This window comes from Pantoea sp. RCC30.1 (assembly GCF_058148845.1).
In genome coordinates this window covers 127,539-144,423 of sequence record NZ_JBXUHX010000002.1, presented here as the reverse complement: position 1 = coordinate 144,423, position 16,885 = coordinate 127,539, and the positions used below count along the sequence as shown (strand labels likewise).

General features: G+C 52.4%; 14 protein-coding genes and 2 pseudogenes. 7 read left to right on the top strand and 9 right to left on the bottom strand.

The features are described from left to right. Nucleotides 1–124: 124 nt before the first annotated feature. Complete coding sequence (locus tag AC2LB6_RS03185; protein WP_490092560.1) at nt 125–409, top strand: antitermination protein Q; 285 nt, start codon at nt 125–127, stop codon at nt 407–409. Nucleotides 410–857: 448 nt separating this feature from the next. On the opposite strand, the gene AC2LB6_RS03180 is transcribed toward AC2LB6_RS03185, so the two are convergent. From AC2LB6_RS03180 to AC2LB6_RS03170, 3 genes and pseudogenes are all read right to left on the bottom strand, one after another. Then, nucleotides 858–1,343: a DUF4225 domain-containing protein gene (locus AC2LB6_RS03180; protein ID WP_490092422.1), complete on the bottom strand. Its 486-nt coding sequence runs from the start codon at nt 1,341–1,343 to the stop codon at nt 858–860. A gap of 14 nt (nt 1,344–1,357) precedes the next feature. Further along, nucleotides 1,358–1,651, bottom strand: a complete 294-nt coding sequence (locus tag AC2LB6_RS03175; protein ID WP_490092421.1) for a hypothetical protein — start codon at nt 1,649–1,651, stop codon at nt 1,358–1,360. A gap of 856 nt (nt 1,652–2,507) precedes the next feature. Further along, nucleotides 2,508–2,783 (bottom strand): annotated as a pseudogene (locus tag AC2LB6_RS03170) (transposase); the annotation flags it as partial. Nucleotides 2,784–2,863: 80 nt separating this feature from the next. Here AC2LB6_RS03170 and AC2LB6_RS03165 point away from each other — a divergent pair. Further along, nucleotides 2,864–3,678 (top strand): annotated as a pseudogene (locus AC2LB6_RS03165) (IS3 family transposase). A 492-nt stretch (nt 3,679–4,170) separates the two neighbouring features. On the opposite strand, the gene rstA reads toward AC2LB6_RS03165, so the two are convergent. After that, nucleotides 4,171–4,896, bottom strand: coding sequence for a two-component system response regulator RstA (gene rstA / locus AC2LB6_RS03160; protein WP_490092420.1), 726 nt, complete (start codon nt 4,894–4,896; stop codon nt 4,171–4,173). 178 nt (nt 4,897–5,074) lie between these two features. On the opposite strand from rstA, the gene AC2LB6_RS03155 reads away from it, so the two are divergent. Then, complete coding sequence (locus tag AC2LB6_RS03155) at nt 5,075–5,488, top strand: hypothetical protein (protein WP_490092419.1); 414 nt, start codon at nt 5,075–5,077, stop codon at nt 5,486–5,488. A gap of 18 nt (nt 5,489–5,506) precedes the next feature. On the opposite strand, the gene AC2LB6_RS03150 is transcribed toward AC2LB6_RS03155, so the two are convergent. Both AC2LB6_RS03150 and ydgH read right to left on the bottom strand, forming a co-directional pair. After that, entirely contained in the window at nt 5,507–6,898 is a 1,392-nt protein-coding gene (locus AC2LB6_RS03150) for a basic amino acid/polyamine antiporter (protein WP_490092418.1), read from the bottom strand. Between the two features lie 206 nt (nt 6,899–7,104). After that, the gene (ydgH, locus tag AC2LB6_RS03145; protein ID WP_490092417.1) at nt 7,105–8,058 is read right to left on the bottom strand and encodes a DUF1471 family protein YdgH; all 954 of its coding nucleotides are present in this window, start codon (nt 8,056–8,058) and stop codon (nt 7,105–7,107) included. Between the two features lie 539 nt (nt 8,059–8,597). On the opposite strand from ydgH, the gene pntA reads away from it, so the two are divergent. Beyond that, nucleotides 8,598–10,130: a Re/Si-specific NAD(P)(+) transhydrogenase subunit alpha gene (gene pntA / locus AC2LB6_RS03140; protein WP_490092416.1), complete on the top strand. Its 1,533-nt coding sequence runs from the start codon at nt 8,598–8,600 to the stop codon at nt 10,128–10,130. 3 nt (nt 10,131–10,133) lie between these two features. Further along, nucleotides 10,134–11,522, top strand: coding sequence for a Re/Si-specific NAD(P)(+) transhydrogenase subunit beta (pntB, locus tag AC2LB6_RS03135; protein ID WP_490092415.1), 1,389 nt, complete (start codon nt 10,134–10,136; stop codon nt 11,520–11,522). Between the two features lie 46 nt (nt 11,523–11,568). Here pntB and uspE read toward each other — a convergent pair whose 3' ends face one another. Then, nucleotides 11,569–12,525, bottom strand: coding sequence for a universal stress protein UspE (gene uspE, locus AC2LB6_RS03130; RefSeq protein ID WP_090960807.1), 957 nt, complete (start codon nt 12,523–12,525; stop codon nt 11,569–11,571). A gap of 117 nt (nt 12,526–12,642) precedes the next feature. After that, entirely contained in the window at nt 12,643–13,395 is a 753-nt protein-coding gene (gene fnr, locus AC2LB6_RS03125; RefSeq protein ID WP_010244686.1) for a fumarate/nitrate reduction transcriptional regulator Fnr, read from the bottom strand. Nucleotides 13,396–13,710: 315 nt separating this feature from the next. Between fnr and smrA the strand changes: the two genes are divergently transcribed. Beyond that, on the top strand, nt 13,711–14,277 hold the full coding sequence (gene smrA / locus AC2LB6_RS03120) for a DNA endonuclease SmrA (protein ID WP_490092414.1): 567 nt from the start codon (nt 13,711–13,713) through the stop codon (nt 14,275–14,277). Here the strand turns inward: smrA and AC2LB6_RS03115 are convergent. Next, nucleotides 14,274–15,194 (bottom strand): LysR substrate-binding domain-containing protein, encoded by a 921-nt coding sequence (locus AC2LB6_RS03115; protein ID WP_490092413.1) that lies wholly within the window; start codon nt 15,192–15,194, stop codon nt 14,274–14,276. The genes smrA and AC2LB6_RS03115 overlap by 4 nt on opposite strands. 320 nt (nt 15,195–15,514) lie before the next feature. Between AC2LB6_RS03115 and AC2LB6_RS03110 the strand changes: the two genes are divergently transcribed. Continuing rightward, entirely contained in the window at nt 15,515–16,849 is a 1,335-nt protein-coding gene (locus AC2LB6_RS03110) for an MFS transporter (protein WP_490092412.1), read from the top strand. Nucleotides 16,850–16,885 lie beyond the last annotated feature (36 nt).

Here is a 16,885-nt window from a genome sequence, read left to right as displayed (position 1 = left end):
CCCAGAAACGGAATTGGTTAAGTACGCCGGTAAGTTCAGTGAGTCAGGCGAGCAGGAGATGGCAACGCGTACCGAAATGCAGATGATCAGAACGAAGTGCCAGAATTGAGAAGGGAAGGGATGCATTTCATCGCGCTGTCTTTGTAACGGAACGGGGCGCGTGCGGGACATGGCTGAATCAGCCCGTATGGGTGCGCCGGTCGATAAAGAGTGTGAGCGCTGCACAGGCCGTGGCTATCGTCGCATGCCATCCAGTACCGCATTCCGGGCCATTAATGTGCTGGTACCAGACCTTACGCAGTCGTCCCGGTCGCGGAACTGGAAGCCATTCTTTGAGCAGCTGGTGGCAAAGTGCGAGATCGAAGAAAGTCATGCAGATTTAACTTTTCAGAGGATCACCCGGTCATAATTCTGATTTTCTTTTAAAGCCTTTCGAAAGGAATACTTCATCCTTACGAAAGGCACTTTACACCAAAAAATACTACATCGCGAAACGTATTAGGGGTAATATTGCCATTATTGAAATGAAGAGTGTGTAAGTTATGGATAATATAAACACTGATAGTCTGACAAAACGAGATATAACCTATATATCGGGGCTGGCTCAGCGGGAAGGACTAAGCATTCCAGAAACGTGCAGGCGGCTTGTTCGTGTATTTTTGAGTATGGCTTTGCTGATGGCTTTGATTACAGCAATAGGTGTTATGGAGTTTTATAGAAAAGATATTGAATATTTTTATTCATACTGTATCGCGTACATAATAGTAGTTATCATATTTATGATGATAGCTCCCATGAGATTAGGAGCTAAGTTGATTATAAACAGAGCGAAAATTAAGTTTTAATGCTACCCACCATTATGATGATTTTTCATAAATAGACTTGATCGTCAGCCCGTCACCCAGCGCCTCAATCGCCAATGCAGGCGCACCCATTGTCTTTATGCTACGAATGTAGTCAGCTGGTATAAAGCGGAAAAGTCGCCAGGCATCAGGCTTCAATACCATCCCGCCTAACCCGTAACCTGAAAGCATTAAATCTACAGAGCTGAAGGTGATGCTTCCGGTTTCAGCTTCAAACCCCAGAAATTTTGCAGTAGTATTATATGCATCACGCAAAAATCCAGAGGTGTTATCGCGATTATTGATGATGTTGAAGGCGCTTTCCTGGATGTTATTTAATCCATGCAATACCAGAGATGCCTCAGCGATAACCCCGACAATATTCCCGGTAAAGATTGATGCAGATACTATTCCCCCACCTGCCAGGACCTGTCCTGTTCCCAATATAACACCAACACCATTAATAAAATAACCCCAAGTATCAAGGTGATTATTTACCACTTTAGCAGATAAAACTATTTTTGCTGAACCTGTCCTGAGAGCAGCATCCTGCTGGTGAAGTAATTTTTTTCTTCCTGTAAATTATACAGGCAGAGCTTGCACTGACGCTCATCAGTTGCATCCTTAATTCCCTGAATTTGCGCCCCAATAAAGCGATCTATTTCATGATTGAAATTAATATGAGAAATAAGGCTCTTAAGATGCTCAGATGAAAGTCTGCGTGCAGTCATCCGCAGATAATGTGCAGCGTCCTTTGCCTGAAGCAGGTAATAGCTGTTAAATCTTTTCTTGTCCAGATAGTTATCCATAACATTAACTCCGATAAGTCATAGTGATTTAGTACGAGCTATGGTTTACTACAAATCAGAGAGTCAGCAAAGATAAAAATATTGACTTTGCATAAAGCTGGCGTATTCTATCTATATAGTTTCAGATCTCTATCCATACAATCACAATTACAAATTAAACCTCGCTTCGGTGGGGATTTTTGCATTAGGAATCCTCCTTTAAAGGCTCACTTCGGTGGACATTTTTTAGATCTTAAGCATCTGAAATAAAGAGAGGGGTAAATGGCTGAGCCATTGAGCACTGGCGCTAAGGCAAACCTCTGAGGCTGCGCTAATGCGTGGCCATTTTCATTTTTGTACTACAGAAAGCGCATATCAAGACGCCGGAAATTAACACAGGCCCCCACAATCTGATTGCCTTACTGTTTAGATGAGAATAATTATCATCTAATTGCTGCGGTGAATCCTCCTTAGCGGTGGAGCCTAAACCAGGTGTTCGTATATCAATATGATAGCCTGTGTCGGGCGGGTCAGGTTCTGGCTTTTCTGACCTACCGGGAGGCACCCGCCACCGCAGCGGTTCACAAAATAAAAATCCTTTTATTCCTGACTGGCTCACCTCGTGGCGGGCCATTTTTGTTGAAAACGATACGTTTATAGTGAGTTGATGCTGCTGACGTTATTGTTTTATTGCTGCGGTGAATTCACCTGAGCGGTGAGCTTAAGTCAATGGAGCAGATGTCGAAGAGCGGGGCGGGTAATGACTTCTCCGCCTCACCGGCCAGCAACCGGCACTGCAGCAACTCCTGAAGTCATAATAGTAAGCAGCCAAAAGCTCACTTTGCTGGACTGATCCTATAAGGTTGGACAGTTTATATTAAGCGGCATTCAGGGCATGGTTCCGGTATTCAACCGGACTCAGGCCTTTCAGTTTCAGGCTTATCCGCTCGTTATTGTAGTAATGGATATATTCATGGATCGCCTGCTTCAGCTCATCAATGCTGCTGAAATGACCAGGATAAAAACAATCCGGTTTCAGCGTGCCGAAGATGTTTTCCACTACAGCGTTATCCAGGCAGTTTCCTTTTCGCGACATACTTGGCCTCACTCCTTGTGCTTTTAACTTTAATTGATAGCCTGCCATCCGGTACTGCTGTAAGTACCCCGCTTAACCGAACCATTCACTTTTAGAGATCTTCCGACATATTGATTATGTCCTCTGAGGAGATCGCCATGCGTAAAGCCCGATTCACCGAACACCAGATCATTGCCGTTCTGAAATCCCTGAAAGCCGGACGCACCGTCAGAGATGTCTGCCGCGAAGCGGGAATATCAGAGGCTTCGTACTACAACTGGAAAGCAAAGTATGGAGGTATGGAAGCCTCTGATATTAAGCTGTTCCAGCTGCTGCGCAAGCAGGGCAATATCTGGAACTATAAACACGTTCACCGGATTTACTGCCTGCTGAAACTGAATTTTCGTCGTAAGGGAAAACAGCGGCTGCCCGTGTGTAATCCAGCACCACTGGCGACGCCGGAAGCGTTAAACCAGAGCGGGTCTATCGATTTTATGCACGACGCACTGGTCTGCGGCAGGCGCTTTCGGACCTTCAATGTGGTGGATGATTTTAACCGTGAAGCGCTGGCGATAGAAATCGACTTTAATATCCCGGCTCAGCGAGTCGTCCGGGTGCTGGACAGGATCGTGGTAAACCGCGGCTACCCGCTAAAGATGCAGATGGACAACGGGCCGGAACTGGTCTCACTGGCGCTGGCAAAATGGGCCGAAGAACATGGCGTGCAGCTTGAATTTATCAAGCCGGGTAAGCCAACACAGAACGCGTTTATCGAACGCTTTAACCGGACATACCGGACAGAAATCCTGGATTTTTACCTGTTCAGAACACTTAATGAAGCACGGGAAATTACAGAGTGCTGGCTGATGGAATATAACAGCGAGCGGCCTCATGAATCCCTGAACAACCTGACGCCGGAAGAATACCGGCTGATGGCTGAAAAACCGAACTCTCAAAAAGTGTGTGGAACTAAAGCTGGGATACTTACACAAACAGTAGCAAGTCCACTCTGGATAAGATACGGTATTCAATAGTCCAACACCCCCATCTCAACACCGTTCATTATCCCTTCCTGCTTGACGTCCAAATTGATGCGCATTGATACGCCAGAGGGTTTCGTACTGGTAGATCGTTCACTAACGGCTGCACCTGGCGATATAGTCGCGTTCCAGTTCGATGACTATCCGCAAATAGGCAAACTATTCAGGACAGGAGTTATCACGCAGAACGGCGAAACGATCGACGACAGCGGGCTGGAGGGTGTCATATTGCTGGGGAAAGTTACATATGAGATCAAGAAAGTATGGCTTGATTACGGTCCTGCACAAGAAGGGACAGATAAATGTTTATATCTGTCCACACTTGTCCGATTTGAAATTTCTCAATAGGCTGATATTTAAAGATTTATTATGCCATTCAATTGGTTAAAATTAGTGCGCTTAATAAAACTGAATAAAAAGCTTTCTCATAGCCCACGGGTATCCCAGGCTTGAGGCGCAAACAGGTAGCCTTTGTTACGGATGGTTTTAATGCGAAACGGCTCGGTGGCGCTGTCGTGCAGCTTTTTGCGCAGACGGGAGATCGCCACGTCGATGCTGCGGTCCAGTCCGTCATAGCTGACGCCACGTAATGTTTTCAGCAGCGCATCCCGGTTAAGCGTCTGCCCCGCATGACTTGCGAGTACCCATAGCAGGTCGAAATCTGCGGTGGAAAGGGCTATCTGCTCCTCAAACAGCGTGACCTGACGGTTCAGGGCATCAATGGTCAGTGAGCCAAAACGCAGCATACGGTTGGCGGCAGGTGCGTTCGGTGTATCTTCCGGCTGTCCCTGATGGGACTGACGCAGATGCAGGCGCAGACGAGCCAGCAGCACCGCGGGCGGGGTGGTTTTCAGGATGTAATCCTGGGCACCCATCTCCAGGGCCAGAATATGGTTCATGTCACTGTCGAGTGAGGTGAGCAGCACGATCGGTCCCTGCCAGTTGGCCCGGAGGTCCCGGCAGATGGTCATGCCATCCTTGCCCGGTAACATGATATCCAGCATCACCAGATCGGGCTGCTGTTCCACTATCACCGCTTCCGCACGGTCACCGCGCGTCTCGACAATCACCTCAATATCATGGCGACCCAGGTAGGCCGCAATCAGCGAACCCACTTCGGGTTCATCTTCTACATAAACAATTTTGTTCATAGTTCACAGAGCAGAGACAGGAGTGAGCGAAAGCATATCTTTTCCTGGTCCTGAGCTCTACGCTATCGCACGAAATATCCGTAGCTTGCTGGTATATATCCGGCAAAATGTGCAATCATTAGCGCGGCTTTTTTGCGCCAGGTTTGGGATATTGATGATTACCATGAGGAGCGTTAGTGTGTCTGATAAAGAGCTGGCATCAGCCATATACCCCGACCGCATCTGCTTCAATTACAGTGACTTTCTTTCCGCTTCCTGCAAAAAGCGCTGGAGCTTCGTCGATGCTATTTATGGTGTGATGCCGATCTTCGGCATGGTGACACGTAAATCAGCACACCGTTTACAGGGCAGTGACGACCCGTTAAAAGAATTAGCATTACAAATTATTTCTACTCAGGTGAGCGACGAAATCAATATTGCGCGCCTGATTACGCTCGCGGAACAGCAGCAGATCAGTCGCTTCGATATCCAGCTCCCTTATCCACTGTCAGCGGAGCAGCTGGACGCAATCCATCATGAATATTCGAAGCCGCTGAATCTTACACAGCAGGAAGACCTGCTGTGTGTTTCAATTCCAGTGCAGTCACACTGAGCGCCCTCCTTTCAGGCTCTAAGTCGTCAGCTCCCACACAGCTGGCAGTGTCGCGGCAATCAGCAATCCCATTGCAATCCGCTCCAGCGAGGTCAGCGCAACGTCTGCGCGGCCGCCGCGTCGGGCAAACAGAAACAGCAGCAGGCCCGGAGTATAGAGAACCACTGACATCATCAGGTGGAGGGGTCCGGAGGCGTAGAGCAGCCATACGCCATATACGCTGGCTCCGACGCCAACCGCCATCGCCAGCGGCTTATGCTGTCCGCGCACCACTTTGATCAGATATAACCCCACCAGCAGATAGGGCACCAGAATCATCTCCGAAGCGATGGTCAACAGGTTGTTGTAGTTAGCACCGGTCAGTGCAATCAGTATCAGGCAAAGCTGAATACTGCCGTTGGTCAGCCACAGCGAGGCGGCTGGCGCGCTATGGCGGTTCTGCCAGGCGATACTGCGCGGAAACGCACCCTGTTGCGCGGCAATCAGCGGCACTTCAGCGGCCATGATCGTCCAGCTCAGATAGGCACCACAGACCGAGATAATCAGGCCCAGCGCGATCACCGCATCGCCCCAGTTGCCCATCAGTCGGGTCATGAGTCCCGCCATGGAAGGATTACGCATCCCGGCCAGTTCAGCGCGCGGCACCACGCCCAGCGACAGCAGTGTCACCAGCAGATAGACCAGCAGTGCAGCCAGCACGGCAAAGAGGGTGGCGCGGCCCACATCCTTTTTCTGGCGCGCGCGGGCAGAGACCACCACCGCACCTTCGACTCCGATAAAGACCCACAGGGTAATCAGCATGGTCTGCTTGATCTGTTCCCAGAGCGGCTGCCCCAGTGTGACGCCGGAAAAATCGAAGCGAAAGCGATCATAGTTGAACGCCATCACCGCCAGCACAATAAAGATCAGCAACGGCACCAGCTTGCCTAGCGTCGCCATCAGATTGATGCTGGCAGCGGTCTGCACGCCGCGCAACACCAGCCAGTGAACCAGCCACAGCAGCACGGATGCCCCCAGCATCGCCTGCCAGGTGTTGCCATCACCAAAGATAATCCGATCCGGCGTATCGGTGAAGAAGCTCAGGGCAGAGAAGACAATCACCAGATAGGAAACGTTGGCGATCACGGCGCATAGCCAGTAGCCCCAGGCGGAACAGAAGCCCATCAGTTCGCCGAACCCGGCACGGGCGTAGGTAAAGATGCCGCCATCCAGATCGGGTTTAAGGCGGGTCAGCAGCAGCATCGCCAGCGACAGAAAGATAATGCCGACGCCGGTAATCAGCCAGCCCAGCAGCAGCGCTGCCGGACCGGCCACAGCGGCCATGTTTTGCGGCAGACTGAACACGCCTGCACCCAGCATTGAGCTGAGCACCAGCGCCGTCAGCGCACCGAGACCTAATTTTTTCTCCAAAACAACCTTCCCGCTAGCATATATGGCTGGGTAAATCGGATTATGTCGCTGGGTTATGTCAGACCAATGGCACAATTCAGGGACAATATCCGGTAAAACAGGCGGAGGATTTTACGGAGTGTGGCTGGGGATCGCAATGCGTGACTATGCAAAATAGCACAGGAATTATGCAAACAGCAGGGCGGCGGGCGCCGCCCTGTGGGGGATTACTTAAACAGGTCAGCAGTCACGGTCAGGTTACCGCCACTCTGGTTCTGCCACTGACGGGTCACGTGATAGAACTTCGCACCTTTATCAGCCGCACGCTTCGCCACTTCTTCTGAAATCTCAGTAGGTGAACCGAAGTGGCCGGTGAAGGTGACGGTATCAAATGGCTGCATCTGCGCGGCAGTAATCGCGTTGACTTCCTGCACAGATTTACCGTTAGGCAGATTCACCGTGTAGCGCTTGCCGGTAGAGCTTTGTGTTTCGAAGAAACGACCCACTTTATTACTTGGGGTTTCAGACGAAGCCACACCTGGAATCTCTACGCTAGCTGCCGCCGCACCACCGGTTGCCAGCGCGGCTTTACCCGCTTCTGAATCGGCTGGGATGGCATTCGGTGTCTGCACTGCGCGTTCTTTAGCATCCGCTTTGTAGACATAGGCAGTGACATATTGATTGCCGCCGCTGTTAGCATCGATCTGGCGAACGATAAAGAAGGAGGCCGCACCTTTCTGTTTTGCGGCTTTTGAAATCGCGTCGTTAACGTCCGGCTGGCTGGCAAAGAAGCCGCTGACCGAAACAGTATCGAACGGTTCGAGTCTGTACGCTTCTGCTTTTGGCAGTTCGTTGACGCCGTTGAAGCGACGATACGACGTCGACTCTGAGGCTGCCGGGGCATCGGCTTTGTAGAGGTCAGCCGTCACGCGCCAGTTACCGCTGTTGCCGTTACTGTCGTTGATCCCCTGGATGTAATAAGAGGCAGCGCCCATCTGATCTGCACGCTTAGAGACTGCATCGGCAGCGTCGCCGATGGCGTTGAAACGGCCGGTGATATTAATACGTTCGAATGGTTTCAACGCGGCCGCTTTTTCTGGTGTTAACTCCTGCGCAGCGAATGCGTTGGCTGTCAGCAGGGACAACAAGGTTGACGCCAGAATAGTGTTCTTCAGCTTCATAAAAATAATCCTTCGCCTTACGCAAAAATGAGTACGAAAACGTGCTGGACTCTTGATGTATAACAGATTAGCCGCTGATTATTGCATGTTATAAACAGACTGTCGCAGCGATTTTTTGTGTCAGATCGCGTTATTCAACCATGATTTTTTCATTTGTTTGTCATCAAACGCAGTTATGGCCCGTTTTAGTGACAGTTACCACTAAAAGCGATAACTATTAGCAGTAAATCAGTTAATGCATTGTTAATTAAAGGTTTTTATTGATGATTAATTCGCCCATATATAATTATCTCTGGCAGAATATCTGCCTGTCAGGCTGTTTTGCAGTGAGATAACACAGGTTTTTTAGCAGAACGCTGAATAATTGGGTGAATGTCATAACTCTACGTAGCCGCTATAGATCGCCCGTCACATTTTCAGTAGGTTATAAACACTTTGAAATACATGCATTTCGTCTATAAGTAGCTGAAACAGTGTTTCAGTTGCGCTGTCGTAGTGCAGATTCGGGCCATCATCCTTCACCGATGAAAGGAAACACTATGTTAATTGGAATACCCAAGGAAAGGTTGCCAAACGAGTCGCGCGTGGCCGCCACGCCCAGGACCGTGGAACAACTCATCAAGCTGGGTTTCAGCGTCACCCTTGAGCATGACGCGGGTAAACACGCCAGCTTCGATGATGAAAGTTATGTAGCCGCCGGTGCCACACTCAGCGACAGAGAGCAGGTCTGGCAGTCCGATATCGTGCTGAAGGTGAATGCGCCGGATGACGAAGAGATTGGGCTGGCCCGCGCGGGCAGCACGCTGGTCAGTTTTATCTGGCCCGCACAGAATCCCGACCTGCTTTCAAAGCTGGCCGCACGTCAGGTTACGGTCATGGCGATGGACTCGGTGCCGCGTATTTCACGGGCGCAGTCGCTGGATGCCCTGAGCTCTATGGCAAACATTGCCGGTTATCGCGCCATTGTTGAGGCCGCCCATGAATTTGGTCGCTTTTTTACCGGTCAGATCACCGCAGCCGGGAAAGTGCCACCGGCAAAAGTGATGGTGATTGGGGCCGGTGTGGCCGGGCTGGCCGCAATTGGCGCAGCGGGCAGCCTGGGCGCGATTGTCCGGGCGTTTGATACCCGTCCCGAAGTCAAAGAGCAGGTGCAGAGTATGGGCGCCGAATTCCTTGAACTCGACTTCGAAGAAGAGGCTGGCAGCGGTGATGGCTATGCCAAAGTGATGTCCGAGGCGTTCATCAAAGCGGAGATGGCGCTGTTTGCCAGCCAGGCTAAAGAGGTTGACATCATTGTCACCACGGCGCTGATCCCGGGCAAACCGGCTCCGAAACTGATCACAGAAGAGATGGTCGCCAGCATGAAGCCGGGCAGTGTCATTGTTGACCTGGCGGCGCAGACCGGCGGCAACTGTGCGCTGACCGTCGCGGATCAGGTCACTGTCACACCTAACGGCGTCAAAATCATTGGCTACACCGATCTGCCGAGCCGTCTGGCGACGCAATCCTCCCAGCTTTATGGCACCAACCTGGTCAACCTGATCAAGCTGCTGTGCAAAGAGAAGAATGGCGAAATCCAGGTCGATTTTGAGGATGTGGTCGTGCGGGGCGTGACCGTGGTGCGCGAGGGTGAAGTCACCTGGCCGGCTCCGCCGATTCAGGTCTCCGCTGCGCCAAAAGCAGCTCCGGCAGCCGCGAAGCCAGCAGATAAGATTGAAGCGAAGCCCGTTTCACCGTGGCGTAACTATCTGCTGATTGCCCTGGCTATTGTGCTGTTTGGCTGCCTGGCCAACGTGGCACCCGCCGATTTCCTCTCCCACTTTACCGTGTTCGCGCTTGCCTGCGTGGTGGGTTATTACGTGGTGTGGAACGTCAGTCATGCGCTGCATACGCCACTGATGTCCGTGACCAATGCCATTTCCGGCATCATCGTCATCGGTGCCGTGTTGCAGATGGGCCACGGTGGCTGGGTCACCTTCATCTCCTTTATTGCCGTGCTGATTGCCAGCATCAATATCTTTGGTGGCTTTACCGTCACCCAGCGCATGCTGAAAATGTTTCGTAAGGGGTAACACATGTCTGGTGGATTAGTCACTGCAGCCTATATTGTGGCTGCGATTCTGTTCATCTGTAGCCTTGCCGGTCTTTCGCGTCATGAGACCTCTAAGCGGGGTAATATTTTTGGTATCAGCGGCATGGCGATTGCGTTGGTCGCCACCATCTTTGGTCCGGACAGCGGCAATGTGGTCTGGATCCTGCTGGCGATGTTAATTGGCGGCGCTATTGGTATTCGTCTGGCGAAGAAAGTCGAAATGACAGAAATGCCGGAGCTGGTCGCGATTCTGCATAGCTTTGTCGGCCTGGCCGCAGTACTGGTAGGTATCAACAGTTACATCGATCATGCACCTGGCCTGCCCGCGGTGATGGAGAATATTCATCTCAGCGAAGTGTTTATCGGTATCTTTATCGGTGCTGTCACCTTCACCGGATCGCTGGTGGCGTTTGGCAAGCTGTGCGGAAAAATCTCCTCAAAACCGCTGGCGTTACCGCATCGTCACAAGCTGAATCTGCTGGCGCTGGTGGTCTCGTTCCTGCTGCTGCTGTGGTTTGTAAACACCAGCAGCACCGCTGCACAGGTCTTTGCGCTGCTGCTGATGACGGTAATTGCACTGGCGTTTGGCTGGCATCTGGTCGCGTCGATCGGCGGTGCCGATATGCCTGTCGTGGTGTCGATGCTGAACTCCTACTCCGGCTGGGCCGCTGCGGCTGCCGGTTTCATGCTCAGCAACGATCTGCTGATTGTGACCGGTGCGCTGGTCGGTTCGTCCGGTGCGATTCTCTCCTACATCATGTGCAAAGCGATGAACCGTTCGTTCATCAGCGTGATCGCGGGTGGATTTGGCACAGAAACCAGCAGTGGTGATGAAACTCAGGAAGCGGGCGAGCATCGTGAGATCACAGCTGAAGAGACTGCCGAGATGCTCAAAGCTTCCAGTTCGGTGATCATCACTCCAGGCTACGGCATGGCGGTAGCGCAGGCGCAGTATCCGGTTGCGGAAATTACTGCCCGGTTGCGCGCGCTCGGCATCAAAGTGCGTTTCGGCATCCATCCGGTAGCAGGGCGTTTGCCGGGTCACATGAATGTACTGCTGGCCGAGGCCAAAGTGCCTTATGACGTAGTGCTGGAGATGGACGAAATCAACGACGATTTCAGTGACACCGACACGGTGCTGGTCATCGGCGCTAACGATACCGTCAACCCGGCGGCGCAGGATGATCCCCGCAGTCCGATCGCCGGCATGCCGGTGCTGGAAGTGTGGAAAGCGCACAACGTGGTGGTCTTCAAACGCTCAATGAACACCGGCTATGCCGGGGTACAGAATCCGCTGTTCTTCAAAGAGAACAGCCAGATGCTGTTTGGCGATGCCAAAGCCAGTGTGGAAGCAATTCTCAAAGCGCTGTAATAAAAAAGGGCGGCTAATCAGCCGCCCGTCTTCTGTCCGAGGAGGATCACTCCTCCTCATCCTCTTCATCATCCAGATCAATGGGCGATTTGAAATCGTCAGGCTTAAGCGCCAGCAAATCGCAACGCAGATGGTCAATCACCTGTTCCGCCGTATTGCCCAGGAACGCCGCCGACAGACCGGTCCGTCCGATGGTGCCCAGCACCACCACACCGGCACCGAGATGCACCGCCAGATCGGGAATGACCTCTTCCGGCAGGCCTTTAGCCACGTGGGTAAACTCTTCACCAATTGAGAATTTCTGGCGCAGCGCTTTCATGGCCACCAGATGCTGACCCCGGATAGCATCGTTGTAGACGCTTGGATCAAAATCGGGCAGTTCGATAGCAATATTGATTGGGGTAATCGGGTAGGCACCGACCAGATGGACTTCGGTCTGATTCACTTTTTCCGCCAGCTTCACCGTTTCACGAATCAGCTTCTGATTCAGGCCATCGTGATGCGGCTCTTCACTGGCAAGATTGACCGCGACAATGGCTTTACCACCTTCTGGCCACGGCTGATCTTTGACCATCCAGACCGGGCACGGGCATTTACGCAGCAGATGCCAGTCGGTCGGGGTAAAAATCACAGACTCAAGGCGGTCATGCTGATGCGCCATCTTCAGCACCAGGTCATGCTGATGGGCGAGAACTTCCTGAATAATGGCTTCGTAAGGGCGGTTGTGCCAGATCACTTTGATATCAATTTCGACACCGGCATCAAGATAAGCGCGGGCCTGCTCGCGAATCCATTCGGTACGCTGGCTGATAACGCCCTGGCGCATTGACGCGCGCTCATCCGGCGAAAGCAGGGTGGTCATTTCGTATGAGAAGTCATAGATAGGCAGGAAGGCTTTAATTCTTCCGCCGAGGCGTTGATTCAGATAGACCGCACGTCGCAGCGCGGGCTGATCGTCTTGCTGGGCATCAATGGCGACCAGAATATTTTGGTACTGGGACATGAGGCGTTCTCCTTAAACCAGAGCGACTGGAATAAAGATAGCCTATGTTGAACAGCGGAAGAAGTGAAAAAGTTACTGCCGGATCAACAAAATAAGATTTATTGATCCGGCTGCGGATCAGGCGGCCTGATGGCTCTGACCGGCTAACTCTTCCAGCAGGGCGTGGTTTTCAATCGTAATGTATTTGCCTTTCACCGCCAGCATGCCGGACTTCTGGAAACGACCCAGCAGGCGGCTGATGGTTTCAACTGTCAGGCCCAGGTAATTACCGATGTCGCCACGCGTCATGGTGAGGCGGAATTCGCGCTGTGAAAAACCGCGCTGGCCGAAACGACGGGAGAGGTTCCAGATAAACGCCGCCAGGCGCTCTTCAGCATTTTTCTTCGACAGCAGCAGGATCATATCCTGGTCGCCTTTGATTTCACCGCTCATCAGACGCATCATCTGTTGACGCAGGGCCGGCATTTTACCCGACAGGTCATCCAGCGTTTCGAAGGGAATCTCACAGACCATGGCTGTTTCCAGCGCCTGCGCAAAGCTAGGGTGGCTCGAGCCCATGATGGCATCAAAGCCGACTAAATCGCCCGCCAGATGGAAACCGGTGATTTGCTCGTCACCCTGTTCAGTAATGGTGTAGCTTTTAATGGTGCCGGAGCGAATCGCATACAGAGACTTAAGTTCGTCTCCTGCTTTGAAAAGGGTTTGCCCTTTCTGAATGGGTTTTTTACGCTCAATGATATTGTCGAGCTGATCCAGCTCATGTTCATTTAACGTGAAGGGGATGCAGAGCTGACTGATGCTGCAATCCTGGCAGTGAATGGCACAACCGCCCGACTGAATACGACGAATGCTGCGTTTTTCAGGGATCATAATGGTTTGCTCGACGATTATTGACTGGGGTCAATTTTAACATTTTTTGTGCTGAAAGGAACTCATCCGAGCAGTTTTACACCCACAAACATTATGGACGAAGCACATAACGGCAAACGCTGATGTGACGGGCTTCTCAGAACGCCGGAACATCACACTGTCACGATAAGTTTCCGCTTATGTGATCGGCTACACGATTCTGCACAGCCCGTTACGTTCGAAAAAGTGGGGTGGTCCGGTGATGAAAGCATTTGCTACGCTAACTGTTAAACCTGATTTGCCCATTCGATCAATTTAACCAGGTGTGAGAAAACCATGAACCTTGATGATAATGATCTCTTTCGGGATGCCATGGGCGATGTCACGCCGTTAAAAGACACCACTACGACCTTGTGGCTCAAAGCGCCTTCAACCAAAGCGCCTCGTAAACCGCCGGGCGAATCGGAGCAGGAAAACTTCCTGACCCGCGGTTATCTGGAGATTGTGCCGCTTAACACACCGCTGGAATATAAAGCTGACGGCATCCAGCAGGGTATCCTGGATAAGCTGCGTCGGGGCGAGTACAAGCTGGATGCCAGTCTCAACCTGTTAAGGCAACCGGTTGAAACCTGCCGTCAGGCGTTGTTTAACTTTATGATGCAGGCGCACAAGCAGGGCTTGCGAAATCTGCTGATCATTCACGGCAAAGGACGGGATAACGAATCGCATGCCAACATTGTACGCAGCTATCTGGCGCGCTGGTTACAGCAGTTTGATGACGTACAGACTTATTGCGTGGCCCAGACCCGCCATGGCGGATCCGGGGCACTGTATGTGGGATTGCGCAAAACCGACAAGGCGCGCCTTGAAAACCGCGAGCGACACGCGAAACGCAGCCGCTAACTATGAAACTTACGAATGGTGGACATTAATACTTCGGCACTGAGGCTCAGTTCTGCGCCGGTGCGGGTGATGATGCCCACCGGTTCGCCCGGTCCGGACGAGTTGATCGGCAGTGCACAGACCGCGTTATGGCTGAGATCCTCTTTGATCGCGCCGGAAGGAACGAACCAGATATAGTCGTAGCGAAGAGCCAGCTGGCGCGCCAGTGAAGTCGAGGAAGTCTCGATGCAGTGCGGCGGCAGGGTGCAGCCCTGTTCATCCAGCATCTGCTGCGCAATCCGGCGCGGTGCAGTGCCTTCGGGAGAAATCACCACCGGCCACTGCATCGCACGTGAAAGGGTGACGTTGTCACTTAAAAGCGGATGCTCGGGCCTGACCACCAGCTTCAGCGACTCCAGAAACAGCAATTCATAGTTCAGCCCGGTCATCATGTCGCTGTCCGCCATCCGGCCAATGCCGATGTCAAACTCTCCGCCGCGCAATCCCGCCAGCAGCACATTATTGTGCAGCGTTGCCACCTGGATGGTGGTATTGGGTTGCAGCTGATGAAAGCGATCAAGAATACGAGGCAGCATACCCATCGCGGCTGTGGTCAATGCCCCCAGCCGGATAATCACCGGCGCATCACCCGGCTGCTCATTAAAACTCTGTCCGGCATGGTTCAGCGCGTCGAGCACCCGCACCGCGTGGGTCAGAAACTGTTCCCCCATCGTCGTCAGCTGCGCGCCCAGGCGGCCACGTTCAAACAGACGAACGCCGGTCAGCACCTCCAGCTCATTCAGGGTCTTAGAGAGTGCAGGCTGGCTCAGACTAAGCGTCTCAGCCGCCCGGCCCAGCGTGCCTTGCTGCGCGACAGCAACAAAGGTATGTAAATGGCGCAAGCGAATGCGCTGATTGAAAAGGATATTTTTTTCCATATCCTAAACTTAATGAGAATGACCGCCGTCAGGCAACAGTTAAAAATGAATTCTGTTAACTTTGCTGCAAATTTATTTTAACAAACATGCTGAAATGGCTGATTTATCAGATAACCACTTGATAAAAAAGACGTTACAAGAAAATGCCAGAGAAGTGCTTATTCACTGACCCCAAAAAAATCAATAGATTATCGCTTTAAAATTGAATAATTCTCACTATCAACTAAAAATCTGACCGCTTAACGTTAACGATCGGCTATCATAAACGCCGTTTTTTTTACTTAAACTGATGCCAGATTTTGTTACTCAGGGAGTGTTCATTGACCAGCGTCGAGGCGGTAGATGTCCGCCAGCTTATCAACCAGCAGGAGCTGAGCCACTGGCAAAAGCGGCTCATTGCACTCTGTTTCATTGTGGTGGCACTCGATGGCATGGACATTGCGATCATGGGATTTATTGCGCCGACGCTGAAAGCCGCGTGGGGCGTAACCAATCATCAGCTCGGGGTGGTCATCAGTGCCGCCTTAATCGGGCTGGCGCTGGGTGCGATGGTGGCGGGGCCGCTGGCTGACCGCTACGGCCGGCGTATGATGATTATTCTCAGCGTCTTCTTTTTCGGTCTCTGGACGCTGGCAACGGCGCTGGCGCAGAACATCGAACAAATGATGCTGTTCCGCTTCCTGACCGGGCTGGGACTGGGTGCGGCGATGCCCAACGTTGGCACGCTGGTGGCGGAATATGCCCCTGAGCGGCGACGGGCCTTTCTCATCACGGTCGTCTTCTGTGGCTTCACCTTTGGGGCTGCCAGCGGGGGATTTGCCGCCTCATGGCTGTTACCGCGTTATAACTGGCACTCCGTGCTGCTGCTCGGCGGCATCCTGCCGCTGCTGGTGTTGCCATTTTTGATCCGTAGCCTGCCGGAGTCGGTGCGATTCCTCATCAGCCGTGGCGCACCGGCTGAGCGTATTCACGCTATCCTCGACCGGATGATGCCGGGCAAAACCCGGCCAGACTGTGCGTTTCACGCGCCAGAGGCGACCGTGCCGGCCGGCAGCGCGATTGGCACCGTCCTGTCACGCCGCTATCTGTTTGGCAGCACGATGCTGTGGGGCGGCTATTTCATGGGGCTGTTCATGGTCTACCTGATTGGCAGCTGGCTGCCGTCACTGGTGAATACCCTTGGCATGTCTGTCACCGAAGCGGCGATTATCACTGCGATGTATCAGGCGGGCGGGACGCTGGGTTCGCTTTTTGCTGGCTGGATGATGGATCGCTTTAATGCAAACCTGGCGCTGGCGGCGATCTACGGCTGCGGCGGACTGTTTATTGTGGCACTTGGCTTTTCGCCTGCGGAAGTGGGCATGATGAGCACGATTGCCTTCTGCAGTGGCTTCTGTTTCAACGGTGCGAATACTGGCATGAATGCCTTATCCGCCAGCTATTATCCGACTCATGCCCGCGCCACCGGCTCCAGCTGGATGCACGGTGTGGGGCGCATCGGCGCGATTTTAAGTGCGTTTGTGGGTGCGGAGATGATGTCCCTCGGTTGGTCCTTCAGCTTTATCTTTCTGCTGCTGGCGATACCGGCTGTGATCACCACCCTGATGCTGCTGTTAAAAAACCGTTACGGCTTTAAGCCGATCACAGATTCGTGATTTTTTCCACTGACGCCAGCGCGTTGCATTACATTA

Bases quoted from the DNA above. Each gene is read 5' to 3' on its own strand.
- AC2LB6_RS03175 (WP_490092421.1), bottom strand. From the start codon at position 1,651: ATGGATAACTATCTGGACAAGAAAAGATTTAACAGCTATTACCTGCTT.
- rstA (WP_490092420.1), bottom strand. From the start codon at position 4,896: ATGAACAAAATTGTTTATGTAGAAGATGAACCCGAAGTGGGTTCGCTG.
- ydgH (WP_490092417.1), bottom strand. From the start codon at position 8,058: ATGAAGCTGAAGAACACTATTCTGGCGTCAACCTTGTTGTCCCTGCTG.
- pntA (WP_490092416.1), top strand. From the start codon at position 8,598: ATGTTAATTGGAATACCCAAGGAAAGGTTGCCAAACGAGTCGCGCGTG.
- pntB (WP_490092415.1), top strand. From the start codon at position 10,134: ATGTCTGGTGGATTAGTCACTGCAGCCTATATTGTGGCTGCGATTCTG.
- uspE (WP_090960807.1), bottom strand. From the start codon at position 12,525: ATGTCCCAGTACCAAAATATTCTGGTCGCCATTGATGCCCAGCAAGAC.
- fnr (WP_010244686.1), bottom strand. From the start codon at position 13,395: ATGATCCCTGAAAAACGCAGCATTCGTCGTATTCAGTCGGGCGGTTGT.
- smrA (WP_490092414.1), top strand. From the start codon at position 13,711: ATGAACCTTGATGATAATGATCTCTTTCGGGATGCCATGGGCGATGTC.
- AC2LB6_RS03115 (WP_490092413.1), bottom strand. From the start codon at position 15,194: ATGGAAAAAAATATCCTTTTCAATCAGCGCATTCGCTTGCGCCATTTA.